14 protein-coding genes are annotated in these 19,591 nt (G+C 34.5%); 8 read left to right on the top strand and 6 right to left on the bottom strand.

Annotated elements, in window-relative coordinates:
• Genes AC1VAQ_RS09205 through AC1VAQ_RS09185 form a run of 5 tightly spaced genes read left to right on the top strand, consistent with a single transcriptional unit; the run spans position 1 to position 11,074 of the window.
• Positions 1–5,466, top strand: a complete 5,466-nt coding sequence (locus tag AC1VAQ_RS09205) for an amino acid adenylation domain-containing protein (protein WP_479903831.1) — start codon at positions 1–3, stop codon at positions 5,464–5,466.
• Between the two features lies 1 nt (position 5,467).
• The gene (locus AC1VAQ_RS09200) at positions 5,468–6,532 is read left to right on the top strand and encodes a saccharopine dehydrogenase NADP-binding domain-containing protein (RefSeq protein WP_302596623.1); all 1,065 of its coding nucleotides are present in this window, start codon (positions 5,468–5,470) and stop codon (positions 6,530–6,532) included.
• A 31-nt stretch (positions 6,533–6,563) separates the two neighbouring features.
• The gene (locus AC1VAQ_RS09195) at positions 6,564–7,265 is read left to right on the top strand and encodes an ABC transporter ATP-binding protein (protein WP_302596624.1); all 702 of its coding nucleotides are present in this window, start codon (positions 6,564–6,566) and stop codon (positions 7,263–7,265) included.
• 14 nt (positions 7,266–7,279) lie between these two features.
• On the top strand, positions 7,280–9,847 hold the full coding sequence (locus tag AC1VAQ_RS09190) for an FtsX-like permease family protein (protein ID WP_479903830.1): 2,568 nt from the start codon (positions 7,280–7,282) through the stop codon (positions 9,845–9,847).
• 48 nt (positions 9,848–9,895) lie between these two features.
• Positions 9,896–11,074, top strand: a complete 1,179-nt coding sequence (locus AC1VAQ_RS09185) for an HlyD family efflux transporter periplasmic adaptor subunit (protein WP_302596626.1) — start codon at positions 9,896–9,898, stop codon at positions 11,072–11,074.
• Between the two features lie 105 nt (positions 11,075–11,179).
• Here the strand turns inward: AC1VAQ_RS09185 and AC1VAQ_RS09180 are convergent, their stop codons facing one another.
• Entirely contained in the window at positions 11,180–12,397 is a 1,218-nt protein-coding gene (locus AC1VAQ_RS09180) for a L,D-transpeptidase (RefSeq protein WP_479903829.1), read from the bottom strand.
• A 174-nt stretch (positions 12,398–12,571) separates the two neighbouring features.
• Here AC1VAQ_RS09180 and AC1VAQ_RS09175 point away from each other — a divergent pair, with 174 nt between their 5' ends.
• The 3 genes from AC1VAQ_RS09175 to AC1VAQ_RS09165 all read left to right on the top strand — a co-directional run bounded on the left by AC1VAQ_RS09175 (position 12,572) and on the right by AC1VAQ_RS09165 (position 14,629).
• Positions 12,572–12,718: a hypothetical protein gene (locus tag AC1VAQ_RS09175; protein ID WP_479903828.1), complete on the top strand. Its 147-nt coding sequence runs from the start codon at positions 12,572–12,574 to the stop codon at positions 12,716–12,718.
• Positions 12,719–12,796: 78 nt separating this feature from the next.
• Positions 12,797–13,549, top strand: coding sequence for a M15 family metallopeptidase (locus AC1VAQ_RS09170; protein ID WP_479903827.1), 753 nt, complete (start codon positions 12,797–12,799; stop codon positions 13,547–13,549).
• Positions 13,550–13,840: 291 nt separating this feature from the next.
• Positions 13,841–14,629, top strand: a complete 789-nt coding sequence (locus tag AC1VAQ_RS09165) for a DUF4037 domain-containing protein (RefSeq protein WP_302596630.1) — start codon at positions 13,841–13,843, stop codon at positions 14,627–14,629.
• A gap of 104 nt (positions 14,630–14,733) precedes the next feature.
• Here the strand turns inward: AC1VAQ_RS09165 and AC1VAQ_RS09160 are convergent, their stop codons facing one another.
• From AC1VAQ_RS09160 to AC1VAQ_RS09140, 5 genes are all read right to left on the bottom strand, one after another.
• Entirely contained in the window at positions 14,734–15,048 is a 315-nt protein-coding gene (locus AC1VAQ_RS09160) for a nitrous oxide-stimulated promoter family protein (protein WP_302596631.1), read from the bottom strand.
• Between the two features lie 2 nt (positions 15,049–15,050).
• Positions 15,051–16,751: a thiol reductant ABC exporter subunit CydC gene (cydC, locus tag AC1VAQ_RS09155; protein ID WP_479903826.1), complete on the bottom strand. Its 1,701-nt coding sequence runs from the start codon at positions 16,749–16,751 to the stop codon at positions 15,051–15,053.
• Entirely contained in the window at positions 16,744–18,486 is a 1,743-nt protein-coding gene (locus tag AC1VAQ_RS09150) for an ABC transporter ATP-binding protein/permease (RefSeq protein WP_302596633.1), read from the bottom strand. The genes cydC and AC1VAQ_RS09150 overlap by 8 nt, the downstream gene beginning before the upstream one ends.
• Positions 18,487–18,585: 99 nt before the next feature.
• Complete coding sequence (locus tag AC1VAQ_RS09145) at positions 18,586–18,945, bottom strand: YbaN family protein (protein WP_302596634.1); 360 nt, start codon at positions 18,943–18,945, stop codon at positions 18,586–18,588.
• Positions 18,946–18,955: 10 nt separating this feature from the next.
• Positions 18,956–19,591, bottom strand: coding sequence for a Crp/Fnr family transcriptional regulator (locus tag AC1VAQ_RS09140; protein WP_302596635.1), 636 nt, complete (start codon positions 19,589–19,591; stop codon positions 18,956–18,958).

Genomic DNA, 19,591 nt, shown 5'->3' with positions numbered 1-19,591 from the left:
ATGGATATCAAAGAAATGCTAAGAAAATACCAACAGTTAGGCGTATTTTTATGGACAGAGGGAGAAAAATTACGTTTTAGTAGTCCTATAGGCATTATGAATGAGGCTTTAAAAAATGAATTAAAAGAAAATAAAGAGGCTATTATTAAGACATTAAAAGCTATTGAGAGTAAAGAAGTGATTCCAGATTGTGCCCATCGTTATGAACCATTTTTATTAAATGGGATTCAATCCTCATTTTTAGTAGGGTTAACAGATGCCTATGAATATGGCGGAACAGATTGTCATATTTATGTGGAATTACAAATGGAAAAGTTAGATATAGGGGCTATGAATCATGCTTGGGAGCAAGTTATTCAAAGGCACGATATGTTACGCGCTAAAATATTACCTAATGGCTATCAAAAGGTAATTGATAAAGCAAAAGGCGTGGAAATAGTAGTAGATGACGTAAGAGAATTGACACAGCAGGAATTTGAAGCTTGTGTATTAAAAAACAGGGCAGCGTTAGAAAACAAAATTTATGATACAGAAACGTGGCCATTATTTGAAATTAGAATAACACAGGGGAGTTTGTATAGCATTATGCATTGTTCATTAGATATGCTTATTGCAGACTCAATAAGTGTATCTATTTTATTAAAAGAAGTTATGCATTATTACTTTAAACCTGATGAGGCATTAGAACCTTTAGAAATTACTTATCGTGATGTGTGTTTATATAATGAAAATAAAAAATATGAAACCGCCTATGTACAAAAGCGAAGAGAAGACAAAGCATACTGGTTAGAAAAGGTTAAAACGTTACCGGGGCCTCCATCATTGCCAACGATAAGTGCTATGGAAGAGAAAAAGCCAATGTTTACCCATAGGCAACTACTACTGGAGAAGGAACAGTGGCATGCTATGCATCATATAGCGAGTGAATATGGCCTTACAATGTCTTCGTTAATTTTAGCAATATATGCAGAGGTTATAGGGTTATGGGCTAAGAAACAAGAGTATTGTTTAAGTGTTACGATTATGAAACGCCCTAATATTCATAAGCAAATTTATGATATTATTGGGGACTTTACCAATGTAAATATTCTCGGGGTGCAAACCAAGAGGGATAAAACATTTTTACAAAGGGCACTTACTATCCAGGAAAATCTGTGGGAAGATTTGGAGCATACAACTTATACAGGGATAGATGTGTTACGTGAGATAGGAAGAGAAGAAGGAAAAAATGTTGTCATACCTTTTGTTTATACAAGTACTATAGGTTTAGATGGTTATAGTGATGACCTCATTCAAATAACCTACAAAAAAAGCAGAACACCTCAGGTATTCATAGATTGTCAGGTAGGGCAATCTGGAGAGCAATTAGAAATTTGCTGGGATGTAAGGGAGAGTGTATTTAAACCACATGTGGTAGATGAAATGTTTGAGGCTTTTAGATCAGCATTAAATAAAGTAGCTAATGATAAGGAGACATGGCAGCAAAAGACTGTTGTAACATTACCAGAAGCAACACAAGGTTTAAGAGATAGAGTTAATGCAACCAAGGTAGAAATTAATAAAGCCAATATTGTAGAAGGTTTCTTAACAAGCGTTAAAAAACGCGGAAATCAGGTGGCACTTATATGTGATGATACAAGTTATACTTATGAAACCTTAGCCCAATATGCCTTTGCTTATACGAAGTTATTGCTGGAAAAAGGTCTTCAAAAAGGGGAGGCAGTCATTATAAGTGAGAAAAAAGGTCTTGCTCAAATTAGTGGAATCTTAGGGATACTTTTAGCTGGTGGTTATTATGTGCCTATTGATTACAATAGACCTAAGGTACAAAAACATGCAATTGCTAAAGAGTTAGGTGCGCGATATGGCATTGTGACAGAGACCTCGTTAGAAGACTGGAAAGATAGTTGCCTTACTGAAATCATAGTAGGTGAAGTAGAAAAGGTATCAAAAAAAGAGCAAAAAATAAGTATGGAAACAGATACCACTAAGCCAGCTTATATTATTTATACATCAGGTAGTACAGGCAAACCTAAGGGTGTTGTAATGAGCCATGGCGCTGTATATAACACATTAGTGGATATTAATGAGAAGTTTGAGATTACAGAAGAAGATAAGGCACTAGGTATTGCAAATCCAGCCTTTGATTTATCTGTTTATGATATATTTGGTGTATTTCTAGCGGGTGGCACATTGGTACTTCCTGATTCTGATAAGATGAAAGACCCAGAGTATTTAGTTTCACTATTATTAGAAAAGGGTATAACGGTATGGAACTCTGTACCAGCTTATATGCAGCTTATCATGCCTTATTTAATGAAAAACTCAGAAGGCTTAAAACTTCAGAAGGTTTTATTATCAGGAGATTGGATTCCTATTTCACTGGTCAAAGATTTAAATAGTTTATTACCTAAAGCAACGCTAGTAAGTCTCGGTGGAGCAACAGAAGCGGCTATTTGGTCTATTTATCATTTCATCACCAAGGCAGATGAGGAAAAAGTTAGTGTACCCTATGGTGTGCCTCTAGCTAATCAGAGATTTTATATTTTAAATAGTAATAAAGAACAATGCCCAAATGGCACAGTAGGGGATATCTATATTGCTGGAGAGGGACTTGCAAATGGTTACTTTAATGATGAGGAGTTAACTAAAAGTAAATTTATGACAAATGCTATTTTGCAAGAGAGGCTTTATGAAACAGGAGATTTAGGGCGTTATCTTGAAAATGGCGAAATAGAATTTTTAGGACGTGAAGATAGTCAAGTTAAAATTAGAGGACACCGCATTGAATTAGGTGAAATTGAAAATGTACTTAAGAATTGTACGGCAGTTGATTCGGCGATAGTGATTGCTGATACTTTAGAGGAAAAAGAAAAACAATTACATGCTTTTGTAGTGCCGGCATATGAATCCAAATTGGATTACACAGAAGAGAAGAGTCAACTAGAAGAAAAATTAACGAGATGTGCAGAAGAATATACAGCACATGTTAATGGTGAGAAGTTTAAAAAGTATATGAGTTATGCCAGTGATTTTGCGCTAGTAGAGATAATGGATTTCTTCTGTGAGAAAGGTATTTTTACTCAAGAGGGACAAATAAATACCTATCAAGAAATCTTAACAAAGATTGAAGCAAGAGTTGAATATCATAAGCTTGTTAAAAGGTGGCTTACAGCTTTAAGTGAAGAAGGCTTTATTCAAAAGGTAAGCGAGAGCACATCAGATATTTCGTATAAGTGCTGCAAGGTGGGAACAAAGGCACAAATCAATGCACTAAGAGAACTTCTACTCAGTAATGAAGCAGAGGAGTTAGAAAGTCAAATATCAATGAATTACTTTAATGCATCTGCTGAAAATATTCATGAGGTATTAGTAGGAAATAAAGAACCACAAGAGATTTTATTCCCTGAAGGTAAAACAGAGTTAGCCTTCGGTGTATATCATAATAATATTTTCTCAAGGTGTCTTAATAACTTAGCCGTTGAGGCAATTGTGATGGCAGTTGATGAGCTATTAAAAGAGCATCCTAATCATACGGTACGCATTATGGAAGTAGGAGCAGGAACAGGTGGTACGACAGATGATATTTTACCCCATCTAAAAGGTAAAAATATTGAATATTATTTCACAGATGTATCAGCATTCTTTCTTAATAAGGCAAGAGAGAAGTATGCTAAATATCCTTGGATGAAATATCAAGTATTTGATATTAATGAAGACTTTAAGATGCAAGGTATTAAAGAGTCTTCAATAGATATTATCTTATGTGCCAATGTACTGCATATGTCAGTAAATGGTTATGATGCAATGCAGGTATTAAAGTCAATTGCTACAGCAAAGGGATATTTAATCATCATCGACGCAGTAAAGGAATTAAATTCATTATTAACATCTATGGGATTTCTTTATAGAATTGATGCAACAGATGAGAGAGGTGATAATATTTTCTTTGAATTACCACATTGGTATAGAAACTTCGAGCGTGCTCAGACAGAAATATTATTTAAATATCCTGCAGAAGATAATTTCTTAGCTTGCTCATATCAAAGAATTTTCATTAGCCGCTTTAATGAAGAAAAAGTAGGCTTGACAGATGGTGATGTTTTTAAATATTTAAAAGACAATGTTCAAGATTATATGATGCCAGTAAGTATTGAAATTTTAAATCAGTTCCCACTTACAGCCAATGGAAAAGTAGATACAAAAGCATTGAGAAAGCATTTAAATGTACATAAGGAAAACAATGTCTTAATAGAAGCACCGCAGGGTGAACTGGAACAGCAAATAGAAAAAATCTGGCGAGAGGTTTTAAATGTAAAACGTGTTATTAATAGAAATGAAGCATTTTTTGAAATAGGAGGAGACTCTTTACTCCTGGCACAAGTTATTGGAAGAATCAAGGAAGAGGTTAAAGAAGCACAGGCAATGGAATGGAATACTTTAATGCGTATACTTATGCAAAATAGCACCATTGAGTTATTTGCTAAAGCCCTTGAGAGTAGTCAAAAGGAAACAGAAAAGCTAGATGTATTTTCTGTTATTGCAGAAGGACATGAAGAGCCTACAATTGTATTATTCTCAGATGGTACAGGTACCTTATCTATTTACAATGAATTGGTAGAGCAAATCAAAGCAAGGGTGTCAAATAAGATTGTAGGATTTAGCTGTAAATATGATGAGATTTATTTAAAGTGTGCAGAGCAAGAGTTAATTGAGCAATTAGGTGTAAGGTGTGCAAATCATTTAAAAGCCTTTGGCAATAAAAAGTATATTTTTATTGGTCATTGTTTTGGGGGAAATATTGCATTAGAAACGGCTAGAAATCTAAAAAATATAGGCATAGATAATATTGAACTTATTATGATTGATACGAAACGCTGGTTGACACAAATTTCAAATGAAATTGCTTTAGAAAAAGGTTTTGCAACTATCTTAGGTGCGGACTTACATAAAGCTGGCTATGATGTAGATAATCAAATTATAGATGAAATTATGAAAGAGCATAAGGCAGTAAAAGATAAGTTTATTGAGCAAAGTGAATTCTTACAGAGAGTTAAAGAAAAATTAGGCGACGAGGCAATGCAATATAGCATATTTGAAAAAGATCAAACACAGCGTATCGCTAGTATTTATAGGGCGATGCCAAATGCTAGTACACATCCTACAGCTTTTGAATTAAAAGAGTTCAATCAGCTCTATCAAATATTTAAGAAAAGCGTAAGAAGCTTTATTGATTATAAGCCACAAGCTTATGAAGGTAATGCTACAGCTTTTTATTGTACAGAGAATGATGACATATTTAGCTTGGTTCCTGAAAAAATGTACTATACAGCGGAATTAGCTGTTAAGGGAGAAATTACTAAAGTAAGTGTTGAAGGAAAACATTTAACTTGCATGGCTTCACCTCATGTAAATACCATCGTTGAGGTAGTTGTAGAAAAAGTGAAAGCAGCGAAGGGAGAGTAAGATGAAGCCAACTGTAGGTGTTTTAGGAAGTAGCGGGGTAGTAGGTAAAGCTGCTTGTAAGTATTTAGCAAGATTTTTTAAAGTAAGAGGTGGGCAGCGCAAAGAACCTACGGAAGACATTAAAGCTTTAGATGACTTTAAATATATTAAGACAGATATTTTTGAGGAAGAAAGCCTTAACCAATTTTGTAAAGGTTGTGATGTTGTCTTAAATTGTGCAGGGCCTTCTTATAAAATCAAAGAAAAGGTAGCTGTAGCAGCTTATAAGGCAGGAGCTATTTATGTAGATGCTTCAGATATATTGTTAACGGAGCAAGAAGTAAGGATAAAAGTAATGCCAGAAGGTAGATATGTCGTAGCAACAGGCTATGTCCCAGGTTTATCTGGGATATTGCCTAAGCTAGTAGAGGGGAAGTATTTAGATCAAATCGAAGAGGTTTATTGTTTCCAAGGTGGAAGGCAACCTTATTCTAGTGCAGCACTTGAAGATATTATTTTAAATTCACTATCGGATTCAGGATATAAAGGAATTTATTATAGCCAAGGCAAGTTGCTACAGGAAGATATGGAAAGTGAAGAAAAAATCCAATTACCAGGTTTTTTGGAACCAGTATATATTAAAAGCTATTTAAGCAAAGAAATGATAGATGTGGCAGAAAGGCTAGGAATTAAGGAAATGCATTGGTTTAATGCGTTGCCAGATTTAGAGATAGCATTAGAACAAGTAAATTATACAGAGAATTGCATGAATCAATATCGAGAACATATGGAGAAATGGTCAGCACTTCTTTATGAATTTTATGGTGAAAAGCAACAAGAGAAGAAGCGTTACCGATGTATTGTAAACTTACAAGATAGTAATATTGTCTGCGGAGAAGTGGCAGCCCTTGTTGTAAAAAGCATATTAAATAAGAAACCTAAGCAAGGAATACATTGGGCAAAGGACATCTTAGAGGTATCTGAAGTCATACAGTATATGAAAAAAAGTGAAGCACTACAATTTGCAATGATTGAAATTCCTTATGATTCAGGCGATTTATTGGAAACTGAAAGTGGTGTGTTGTAAATAAGAATGACGAAGTAAGTGGAGGCCATATATGAGCTATTTAGAGGTTAAAAACTTAGAAAAAAGTTATAGTAATGGAAGTATCACAACGAAGGTTGTAGATGATATAAGTGTAGAAATTGAAAAGGGTGAGATTTGCGTTATCCTGGGCCCTAGTGGCTCAGGTAAATCCACTTTTTTAAATATAATAGGTGGATTAGATCAAGTTGATAAAGGCACAATTGTAGTAGATGGTGTAACGATTTCAGGCATGAAGTCTAAGGAATTAATAGAATATAGGAGAAAGTATCTAGCATTTATATTTCAATTTTATAATCTGGTACCAGACTTAACAGTTAAAGAAAACATACTTGTTTGTGAATATTTAGCAAAAGATCCCCTTAATGTAGATGAATTATTAGAGATGGTAGGTTTAACAGAACATCAAAATAAATTTCCTTCGCAACTTTCTGGTGGGCAACAACAAAGATGCGCTATTGCGAGGGCATTGATTAAGAATCCTAGGGTATTACTTTGTGACGAACCGACTGGTGCGTTAGATTATAAAACCTCTAAGGAAATGTTAGTGTTATTACAGAAGGTAAACAGATTATATGGCACTACAATGTGTATTGTAACGCATAATGAAGCGATTAAGTATATGGCACATCATGTGTTACATATAAGAGATGGAAAGATTGCTAAGGATTATAGAAATGAGACCCTTGTTGAAGCCGAAGAATTAACTTGGTAAAGACAAGGGTTAAAATGGATATAGAGGAAGGAGAAATTATGTTACAAAAACGTATTTTAAGAGATTTGAAACATAATTTATTTCGTTATTTAGCCATATTAGCCATAGTAGTGCTAAGCATGGCAGTTGTTGTGGGATATGGCAATACAACTTTTGCAGTAGAGGGAACCATTCAAAAGTATTGGGCAATTAATCATGTAGAGGATGGCGAGTTTAGCGTTTATGTTCCTCTTACGAAAGAACAAGATAAAGAACTATCTGACATGGGCGTACGAACAGAAGCTACATTTTATATAGATTTACCGGCTCAAAAGGAAACAAAGGTACGTATTTTTAAGGATAGAGAATATATTAATCAGGTCAATATTGAAGAGGGTAAGGGAAATCCCACGCAAGATGAAATTGTATTAGAAAAATTATATGCAGCAGATAATGGCTTTGCAGTAGGGGATGCCATAACAATTGGAGAGCAGCAATATAAGGTTGTAGGTATTGGAACCGTTGCAGACTATTGTCATCGTGTAGCTGAAATATCAGACGTAGGAACAGATGAAAAGTTTGGTTTAGGCCTTGTGGGTGCGGAGACATTTGAGAAGATATGTGCTCAAAAAATAAAAGGGACAGAAGTCAAATATAACTATACATACATATTAAATGATGAAAGCCGAGAGAAAGATTTAAAAAAATATTTGCTAGATATGAAAGTAGATGAAAGTAAAATTACAGATACTTATATAAAAGAAAGAATTAAAGATATTAAAGATGTAAAGAAATACATTAATACAGGATTTAGTGAAATGGAAGAAGGCAGTCAGCAACTTACCAATGGGATTATGAGTATGCATCAACAGATGGGTGCTAGTTTACCTAATAATATAATGACAGGAATAGGCTCACTAGAGCAAGGTGGAATAGAATTAACGGCGGGCATAGCACAGATGCATAAGGAAATATTAGATTTCATTGATGATGAGCTAGATTATGAATTTAATAACTTATCAGCATTTCAAGAAGCAAAGACGAATACGCGGGTAAGGGATTTTGTAGATAGCCATCAATCATTTTATATGATTGCCTTAGTAGCAGGTGTTTTATTAGCTATTCTAATTGCGTATATCCTATCTATATTTGCTATGCATTCTATTGAAAAAGATAGTGTAGTCATAGGAACCCTTTATGCGATGGGATATAGGAAAAAGGAGTTAGTGAAGCATTATATTAAATTACCTGTAATCGTTGTTAGTATTGGGGCGGTTATAGGAACTTTTTTAGGAATATATATGACGCAAAGCTGTATTATGCCTAATTATTCTCATATGGAGATTGCCACAACATATCCTATGCCTTTAATGATTTATGGCATTGGAATGCCAATCTTCATGGTAGTTGTAATTAATTTATTTGTGTTATCTAAGAATCTGAGTAAAGAGCCACTTAAATTGTTAAGAAAAGAAAGAAAGGCTGATAAGGTAAGCACAATAGATATGGGAAATATAAAATTTATGCAGCGCTTTCAACTTAGACAGGTGTTAAAAGATAAAAGAAATAACTTAATTATGATTATGGGATTAGGCTTAGCCATTATTATTATGATGTTAGGGATAAGCTTATATAGCAGTATAGTTTATTATGCGGATAGTGTAACAGAAGATATGCAATATAATTACATGTATGTTTTAAAGAATCCATTAGAGAAGCAGCCTGCGAATACAGAGACTGGCTATACGAAGAGTTTTACAATTTATTGTTCTATGGCAGGAACAGATTTACCAGTTGTGCTGCAAGGAGTGGAAGAGGATAGCAAATATTTTAAATTTGCGAATGAATTAGAGGATGATATTAATAAAGTTTATATTTCAGATTCAGCTGTTGTAAAGTATGGATATAAAGTAGGTGACAAGGTAGTATTTACCGATTCTTTAAATAATAAAGATTATGCCTTTACTATAGCGGGTACAGTATCTTTTAAAAATGGTATTTACTTTTTCATGAATAAAGAAGCTATGGAAGAATTTTTTGACCCAGATGGCAATGCTAATTCAGAGGAAGAGGATAAAGAGGCACCATATTACAATACCTTGTTTAGTGATGAAGCCGTTGAAATCCCTTCTGTTATGCTTTCAAGTACAGTAGAAAAACAAACTGTACTAAAGACAGCTAGAAGCTGGGTAGATGATACATTGGGCATTATAGGTATGTTTTTAGTCATGTCTATCGTGATATTTATACTCGTGATGTATTTACTTGTTAAGAACTGCATAGAACGTGCCACATTTAGCATATCGCTGATGAAGGTATTTGGATTTAAGGAAAAAGAAATAGAGGCAATGTATTTGGGAAGTATTAAGTATTTCGTAGCATTAACGATACTTATTATTTTCCCAGTAGGGACAGTATTGATGCAGTACCTCATTCCAGCAGTTAATGCGACTATGAAATCTGGTATGAGGTGTTATATGGCATGGGAAGAATACCTGATTATGACAGGCATTATTATAGGTGTGTACTTGCTTACAAGAATATTCTTAGGAAGAAAGCTCAAAGATGTCTCTCTTGTGGAGATATTAAAGGATCGTGAATAGTAGGAGAAACATTAAGCATAGGAAGTGAAATTAAGGGGGCAGATTATTGTGAGGAGAAATAAATTTGCATGTACAATGCTTATAATCATGATGGGATTAACAGGATGCAGTGAGGGCAGTAATGAGGTAGCCAATACGCAAATTGAGGAAACGCAAGAAACGCAAGAAATGCCAATAGAGACGGCTCAGGTGGAAGAGGCGGATGAATTAGAGGTAGATGGCAGAGTAAAAATGATAGAACAGGAGCAAGTATTTCTAGAGTTCCCGGCCATTATAGAAGAGGTTTATGTGCAGGAAGGCAGTAAGGTTAAAGCAGGAGATGTATTATTACGCTTTTCTTATGGAGACTACCTGGAAAACATAGAAAGCACAAAAGCCAACATAAAAAATTTAGAAAACGAAGTGGCAAGACTTCAAAATTATATTAATACTTATAAAGCACAGGAAGAAGCTATCAAAAAGGAATTAGAACTTAGAAAATATTATAAGGCGAATGATGCAGATCCTCAGCTTAGTAATTTATATATAAGTTTAGAAGCTGCTCAAGAAGCCTTAGAAATTGCAAAGGAAGACTATATAAAGACTAAGGAAGTTTATGAGGTGGGAGGGGCCTCACAAAAGGAGGTTGAAGCTGCTAAACAGCAGGTTAACTTAAAGGAAGGTGAAGTGGCTTCTATAAAAAATAATATTGAAGTCCTTAAAACAAGTAATGACTTAAGAATAACTACTTTAGAAGCCCAATTAGAAGAAGTACAAACAAATGTTAAAGCAAGTGACCAGGAGGTAGCTTATAATTTAAATGGAACGCAGATTAAGTTAGCACAGGCACAAACAGATTTAGCTAATATGAAAAAAAGATTAGTTAAAGATAATATTGAAGGAGACACTTTAATCGCCTTAAAGGATAATCAAATTGTAAGTAAGGTAAAATGTATAGCAGGAACTAGAGTTTCAGGAAATGGTAATACACTTATCGAGTTATCGAATGAAGACTCTTTAATCGTTGAACTTGAAGTACCTGTTGAGGAGGGCAGCCAAATTGAAGTTGGCCAAGAGGTTACAGTAACAAGTGAAGATGACGAAGGAGAAACTCAAGGAACGGTAAGTACAATTTTACAAAAGGTGATAGAGGAGGATGATGATTATATTCCAGTACAAGTCAAATTAGTATCTAATACAAATGGCTTTTTACCAAATCAAAAGGTAAAAGCTAAAATAAGGATTTGAAAAAGTTTATTATAGAAAATAAGGACACCCTAACGCATTCTATTCATGCGTTAGGGTGTCCTTATTTTTTTAATGAAAAGTTATTTGATTTTACGACTTTTAAAATTAGCTGATATAAACTGTAGTTCCGGAAATTAGATTATCATAAAACCATTTAGCGTGTTCAACAGAGAAACGGATACAACCTTGAGAAGCTTTTTGGCCAAGTACACCTTTGTTTTCTAAGAGGTAAGAACCCGTTTTATCAAAGATAATGGAATGATATAAGTAACTTGTACCTATGAAACCAAAAGCATATTTACAGCAGTAACCTTTATTTTGACCGAAGCTAGGCACCTTATATGTAAGGGCAAATGTTCCAGTTGGTGTAGGTGTATAATCTCTACCAGTTGAACAAATAAAGCATTTAATGAGTTTCCAATTATTTTTGCTACCTTCGAAGATATATGTACGTTGTTCATCAAGTCTAGTCCATACAAGATATTTAGTTGGACTGCTTAAGTTTTTACTATTGATTGTTGATTCAACCCAATTTATTTTTTCTAGGGAAATAGGATCACCATAATCATTTGTGATACGAGCAGCTTGTTCTTTGCGAGAGTATTCTTGAAGTAGTGGTGTATTAAGCTGGCCCATGTAGCTAGAATTGGTGTAATTGATACTTAGCCCTGTGGCACTTTGAATGACTGTTGCGATATATAAGGTATTTTTATCAGAAACTTGTGGCGCACGTTCAAGAATTTCGCCAGCGCCTATGGTATAGCTGCTTTCTTTGAGTATAGCTTCATCTTGCCAATAGATATCTAAGAGAGATACCTGAAGAGCTTCATTAGAGAAGTTTTTAAGTCTATTTTCAGTAGCAACAAGAGGAAGCTTTTCGCCTGGAATAAAGGTACAAGTATTATCAGAGATAGAAAGTGTACCAAATTGACGAAGTGCAGCTAATGGAACAAAGGTACGTCCATCACAAGAAATGGTTTGTGTCATCATATTACCCAATTGGACATTTCCGCCATAAAGTGTGAAAGCACTAAGTTTTACAGAAATAGCAGAAGCAGTAGTAATAGAATTTTTCAGTGGTGCAGAAATATTGATGGAGTTATTACTACTTGTGACGATGCAACCAAGCTTTCTAAGATCAGCAACAGCAACATAATTTGTGTCATAAGCTTTATAAGTATTAATAGAAACATCTTTATAAATCAATTTCATGGGACTATTTTGCAGTGTACCTAATACGTATGTCGAGTTAGGTTTTGCCCATAATGTGGTCGGAAAGATGAGTACAAATGCTAACAATAGAATCAAACGCTTTTTTGTCATTCAAGACACCTCACTTATAAATTAGTCATTAGTAAAAAATGGAAACTATAATCTAATTATAAAGTGTAAGAATAATTAAATAAATTGATAAAATGGTAGAAAATTACAATAAAATTATAGTAAATTATTGGTAAAATTTAACTTGAAGTAGTAATATTGGTATATGCCATTGATATGAAGGGAGCAGAAGAGCAATTCGGCTCAAGTAATGGCCAATTACAAGAGAAGTTAGGAGCAGCTGAGGCAAGAAGCACGCTCGGTGAATTAGGTTATGGGGAAGAGTTAATTATAAAAGCCAATAAGCCAATAAATGGCATATAAATGGAATAATATTTTTATATCATGCCCATACTCTAAATAGATATTTAATCAATATATATTTAGGGAGGGGAACAAAAGATGGATGAAGTCATATATACGAAGGGCCCTAAGCGAATAAAAAAGGGACCTAGCTTAAATGAAGAGAAAAATGAAATAGGCCAAATCATAGCAGATGCAGTAGTAGGTGCTTTGGTAGGTGGCATTTTAGTCATAGCCTTTGCACTAAGTTATCGTTGGGGCTATCATATAGGAGAATATTTCGATTCACGTAAGGTTACTTGGAATTTACAGCTTGTGAATGCAGAGAATACAGTACCAGATAACTATAAGGTAGATTTAGTTGTACTTAGAAATGGGCAGTCAGTAGATCGTAGGATTTATGAAGATTTGCAAGAGATGATGGATGATGCAAGGGCCAATGGATTATCACCTTTAATTTGCTCATCTTATCGTTCTCATGAGGAGCAGATGGGGCTTTTTAATGCAGAGATTAGTAAGTATATGGCACAAGGCTATTCTGAAGAAGAGGCTAGAGAGAAGGCGGCGCAGTGGGTCGCAATACCAGGTACAAGTGAACATGAGTTAGGATTAGCCGTAGATATAGTATCTATGGACCATCAAATGTTAGATGCTTCCCAAGAGCAGACGCCAGAGCAGCAATGGCTTATAGCAAATAGTTATAAGTATGGTTTTATCTTACGGTATCCGTCAGATAAGAGTGAGTTAACTGAGATTTCGTATGAACCTTGGCATTATCGATATGTAGGCAAAGAAGTAGCTCAGGCAATTACAGAGCAAGACTTGTGTTTAGAAGAATACTTACAGCATTAACGAACTGTTTATTATAAAATGATTTCACATCACTCAAAATCATAAATAACCAATTTCATAAATGTGAAATCTATATTAGTCAATATAAAGTAATCATGATAGATATCAGCAAGAAGATGTAAGACGAACATCTACAAAGAAAGTGCTGCGAAACTATTTAACTAGTTTCGTAACACTTTTTTGCTTTGTATAAGTATATTTTTTTTGATAATGAAATAATTTATTACGATATATATTCGATATATATTCTGAAAAGTAAATGAAATTTGTTAGTAAAGAGGGGTATAACAGATGGAAGATATTAAAGGTTTAGTTGAAGCATTTAGCAAATGTGAAGAGGTGGAGGGAATTGCATTAGGGGGGTCACGTGCTTTAGGCAATAATGATGCAAAATCAGATTATGACATTTATATGTATCTAAAAGAAGCTTTGACAATGGAAAAAAGAAAGCGTATTTTAGAAAACTATTGTAATTATATGGAGATAGGTAATGCTTATTGGGAAGAAGAAGATGACTGTGTACTTAAAAATGGTATCGTTATCGAAATCATTTACAGAAAGATAGATGAAATAGAAAATGATTTAAAGTCAGTGCTAGAATTTAATCAGGCACATAATGGCTATACGACTTGCATCTGGCATAATGTAGAAACTTGCAAAATCCTTTATGATGCAAAGGGGAGACTCCAAGCATTGAAAGAAAAATACAATATACCTTATCCTGAAAAGTTAAGAGAAAACATCATTATTCAAAACCTGTCCCTACTTGAGGGGAAAATACCTTCTTATAACTTACAGATTAAAAAAGCTATAGAGCGCGGGGATATTGTAAGTATCAATCATCGTATTACAGAGTTTTTAGCAAGTTATTTTGATATCCTATTTGCACTTAATCGTCAGATGCACCCTGGAGAAAAAAGGCTAATTAGTTTATGTGAGAAGCATTGTACATATTTGCCTCAAAACTTTGAAGTAAGTTTAAAAGTGTTACTGACTAGCCAAAGTCAACCTGAAAAAATTATGCTAGTAGTAGAGCAGATTATCAAAGAAGTAAAAGAACTTGTAGCGAAACATTTATAGTAAAAGGAGCTATAAAACCGAGATGAAGTTTTATAGCTCCTTTATTCATCAATACTTATAGATAGAAATTATATTACAATTGCATTTGTTTTTTTAGGACGCATTTACATTTTCTTTTGTTTATGGTCTTCAAGTAAATGTTTAATCGCCATTACTGGATGATACAAAAGCATCCAAGGGCCGCTAAAACGCATAACCTGCTTAATCTTTTCTTTGTATTTAGGCGCATAGCAATGAGTTTTACAATTGCTGCAGAAGGTTTTATTTTCCCCATGTCTGCAATGGCTGAGTCTTTTTTGGGCAAAGGCATTTAAGTCTTCACAATCTAGACAGAGGCCATTTTTATGTTTATGCTTTTTGCGACAGTAGATGCCAATCATGGCAGTAACAACTTTTTTTTCCTGTTCAATACGACTCATTTTTAGGAAGCTCTCCCTTCTTCCATATGATAAACATAGTCTACAATACTCATTGTTGATTGTCTATGACTTACGATGATAATAGTCTTGTCTTTACTATGAGCCTTTAAGGCATTTAAGATAATACTTTCATTTAAGCTATCTAAGTTACTTGTTGGCTCATCTAGGAGAATAATTGGACTATCATGTAAGAAAGCTCTAGCAATACCAAGTCTTTGGCGTTCACCGCCTGAAAGGCTATCACCAAGTTCTCCAACTTTAGTTTGGAAGCCGTTTGGTAAGCTTTGAATGAAGTCGTAGAGATTAGCCTTTTTACAGGCTTCAATGAGCTCATCCATAGTGGCATTACGTTTAGCAATACGAAGATTTTCCTCTAGAGTTGAATCGAAGAGGTATGTATCTTGTGTTACGTAAGCCATATTTTTACGAAGGCTTGAGGTATTAATGTTATTAACATTTGTACCACCAATGCTAATTTTCCCGTTTTGTGCTTCATAGAAATGCATAATAAGTTTGAGTAAAGTCGATTTACCACAACCACTTTTTCCTGAAATCCCAATGATTTGACCTTTTTTAAAGTCTAGAGAAAGGTCTTTTAAGATTGGAACATCTTTATAGGCAAATGAAAGGTTGTCCACTTTAATGCTAGGTGTTTTAACTTCTTTGCCATTTGTAACTTCTGAAACAGTAGGAACTTCTTCTAGTAAGCCAAGGACACGTTCGCCGCTGGCAAGTGTCTGAAGTAAGTTATTTGATAAGTTACTAAGGGCTACAACTGGTCCATATGAACTCATGAGGCAGATTAAAGCAACGAAGAAACCATCGAAGTTGAGGCTACCATTTTGACAAAGCATAATACCTACGAAGAGCATAAGGGCAGAAAAGCTAAGAAGAGCTGTTTCTGTAATAGCTTTTGTAATACCTTCGTGAGCTTTGATTTTTTCAACGCTTTTGTCTGCAAGGGCACTTTTGGCCTGAATTTTATCATGACGTGTTTTACCTTGATCAAAGAGGATAATTTCACGCATCCCACGAAGTGATTCAAGGAAGTATTGGTTAAGGTCGCCAACTTTTTCACGATAGTCACGGCCGTAGTCGCGAGAACTTTTAGCCGTGTAGTAAGGGATAATATATCCGATAGTGATATAAGCTGCAAGTGCCACGCATGCCATTGGGAGTGAATAATAACCAATGATGCTCAACATAATGATACAAGTGATAATAGCAATAGCAATTGGTGCAATTGTATGCGCATAAAATACTTCTAAAAGTTCAATATCTGATGTGATAAGGGCAATAAGTTGACCATTATCTTTTTCATCAAGTTTGCTAGGTGCTAATTTTCTAAGTGCTTTAAATACTTTATCACGCATGAAGGCAAGTAATCTGAAAGCAATATAGTGACCACTTGATTGTTCTAGGTAGCGGAGGATACCACGCATAACTGCAAATACAATGAGCGTGATATAAACTACTTTTAACTCATTGAAGAGTGGCAGTATTTGAAGGTCTAATTGATTTAAGATACCAATGGCACCTACAACTGTAATTCCGATAGCTGCTAAGAATCCAAGTACCCCCATTGAAATAGTAATCATCATAACGCCTGCAAAAGGTGAAACGAGTTTAAGTAAGTTGCACATGACTGAAAAGCCACTTCTTTTACTTTTTGGATTGTTGTTTACTGTGTTATGTTTAGGCATACATTTCACCTCCCATAAAGATGTCTTCTAGATTTTTCTGACTCATAAATAAGTTTGTATAAACATTATCTTGAGCTAAAAGCTCAGAATGCGTACCGTGTTCTACGAGGACACCCTTTTCTAATACAAAAATTTCATCACATTCTGTAACATTAGCAAGACGGTGAGAAATTAAAATAACCGTTTTTGTTTTCGCTAATTCTTTAATAACCTCATAAATGATTGCTTCACTTTCTGAATCAATATTAGAAGTTGCTTCATCGAAGATATAAAGTTTTGCATCATGGACTAAGCTACGCGCTAAGGCAAGTCTTTGAGCTTGACCGCCTGAAAGGTTAGATGCATTTTCAAGGAGCATAAAGTCAAGGCCGCCTTCTGACATTACGAAGTCATAAAGGTTAACTTTTTTAAGTACAGCTAACAACTCGGCATCTGTGGCATCTTTTTTGCCCATTAATAAGTTGTCACGAATGCTACCTTGGAAGAGGTAATTTTGATGTTTAACGATACAAACATTTTCCATAAATGATTTTTCATTAATCATATTAAGTGGTACACCACCAATTGTCATGGCGCCATCAAAATGTTTGTTGAAGCCCATTAATAAAGAAACAAGTGTAGATTTACCACATCCAGATTCACCTACGATTGCTACAAAATTGTTTTCTTTAATTGTAAGTGAAACATCTTTTAAGATTTGACGTGTTTCATCATAGCTAAAGTTTAAGTGAGAGATTTCAATATCTCCATTTTTGAATGGTTTTGATTCAAGCGTTGTATCTCTAGGTGGTAAATCAATAAGTGCAAAAATATTTTTTGCAGCAGCCATTCCATTCATAGCTACATGGAAGAAAGAGCCAAGTAAGCGAAGTGGAATGAAGAATTCACTTGTTAAAAGTAAGAAAACAACTGTTTCACTTAAAGTGAGGTTACCATTTTTAAAGGCAATTAGTGCACAAATAATACCAAGTGCAGCCCCGCCATAGGCAATAAGGTCCATAAGTGTAATGGAGTTAAGCTGCATAGTAAGAACTTTCATTGTGATTTTTCTAAAATGCTCTGCATCAGTATTCATTTGTTCGTTGTAATATTCATCAGCTTCATAAACTTTAAGTGTTGTAAGACCACCTAGGTTATCTAAGAAGTGGTCACCAAGCCCTGTATAAGAAGCCCAGTATTTACTAAAGAGCTTTTTGGCAAACTTATTAACGGCAATGATAGACATTGGAATAAGTGGCACACATACGAGAAGTATGAAAGCAACTTTAATGTTTAAGAAAGATAAAACAATGAATAAAGTAATTGGTGCGAGTAAGCTATAGAAAAGCTGTGGCAGATAGCGCCCAAAATAAATTTCAATTTGCTCAACACCTTCACTGGCCATTTGTACAACTTTAGAGGTTGAAACTTCTTCATTATAATGAAGACCTAAATCTAAAAGTTTGTTGTAAATGAGTGAACGTAGTTTATCTTTTACTTCGCTACTTGCCAGATAAGACATACGTGTTGCCTTAATATTTGCTATAAAGCGAACGGCGATGGCAAGGAAGATAAGGCCAAAGCCTATAAATAGTGAAGTATTTGTTAATTGGCCAAAAAATAAACCTTCTATTAAGAAGGCAGTAGCAAAGGTTGCAATAATATTAAAAATTAGCCCTACCCATTGGAATAAAACAGTTTGCACTATGAAGCGCATACTTTGGGGGACGAGCTTAACAAGTCTTGAATTAAACATAGTTTTCTAGCTCCTTATGTATATGATTTTTCTGATAGTTTGGTTGTTTGTGCATTTGGATGTAATTATTACTTTGATAAATTTTGTATAAGAGATGTACTAGATCGTTTTAATACGAAAGATAAAGTAATAATATTTTGTGATATATAAGCATATAATGAGCACTTTAACCCAGAGAATATCTACGAAAATCAGTGGAAAGAGTAACATTGTTGAAGCAAAGGCTAATAAACAAATTTTTGTTTTTAAAGTCATGCTACGATGTGTAACGAAACTCTCTAAATGATTTTTGTAAATTTTGGTTTGTGTAAACCAGTTATGAAATCTTGTTGAACCTTTTGCAAAGCAGAAAGATGTGAGCAACAAGAATGGGGTAGTTGGCAGTATAGGTAAAATAGTTCCTACTAGACCTAAGGCCAATGCTATACAGCCCACTGTCAAATATATAATTTTACGCATAAGGCCTCCTTTATTGTGCCATTAACTTTTCAAGGTCTTCTATTTTAAATGAATCCTTGTAGTAATCAATGATATTTTCTTTTTTTAGTTCTGCAAGTACTTTTGAAAGCGCAGGTCTGGTAACACTTAAGTAATTGGCCATTTCACTGCGGCTTAAGGAAACGGTAAAGAGTGGCTGCTTTGTCTCGTTATAATGATTTAAGAGAAAAATAGCAACGCGTTTTCTTAAGGAAGTAATACGGCTATAGTCTATTTGTGTATTTGTAGAAATACTACGCTGTGCCATGAGCCTGACCATATTAATAAGGAATTGACTCATGTAAGAACTAGTCTGTTTATTCATAGTAAGAACAGCACTGCCATCTATTAGTAGTAAAACGGTATCTTGAATTGCATGCAGCGTATAAGGCATTGTGGTGCAACCTGCACAAATAATATTTTCGCCAAATACATCTGGGCTGCAGAGGGTGTTTAATATAAAGTTATCGTTTGTCATATAGGTTTTACTACTTTGGATTTTTCCTTCTAATAAGATTCCAAGGTTAAAGAAATCTTCTCCTTGTTTACAAATAACCTCATCTTTTTTATATGTATGCAAAGAAACCGGTAAATGTGATAGGACAGAGATAATATCTTTAGTGGACAT

Source organism: Cellulosilyticum sp., assembly GCF_982396655.1.
Note: the sequence above shows the minus strand (reverse complement) of the source record. Positions and strands in the feature narration are given on the sequence as shown.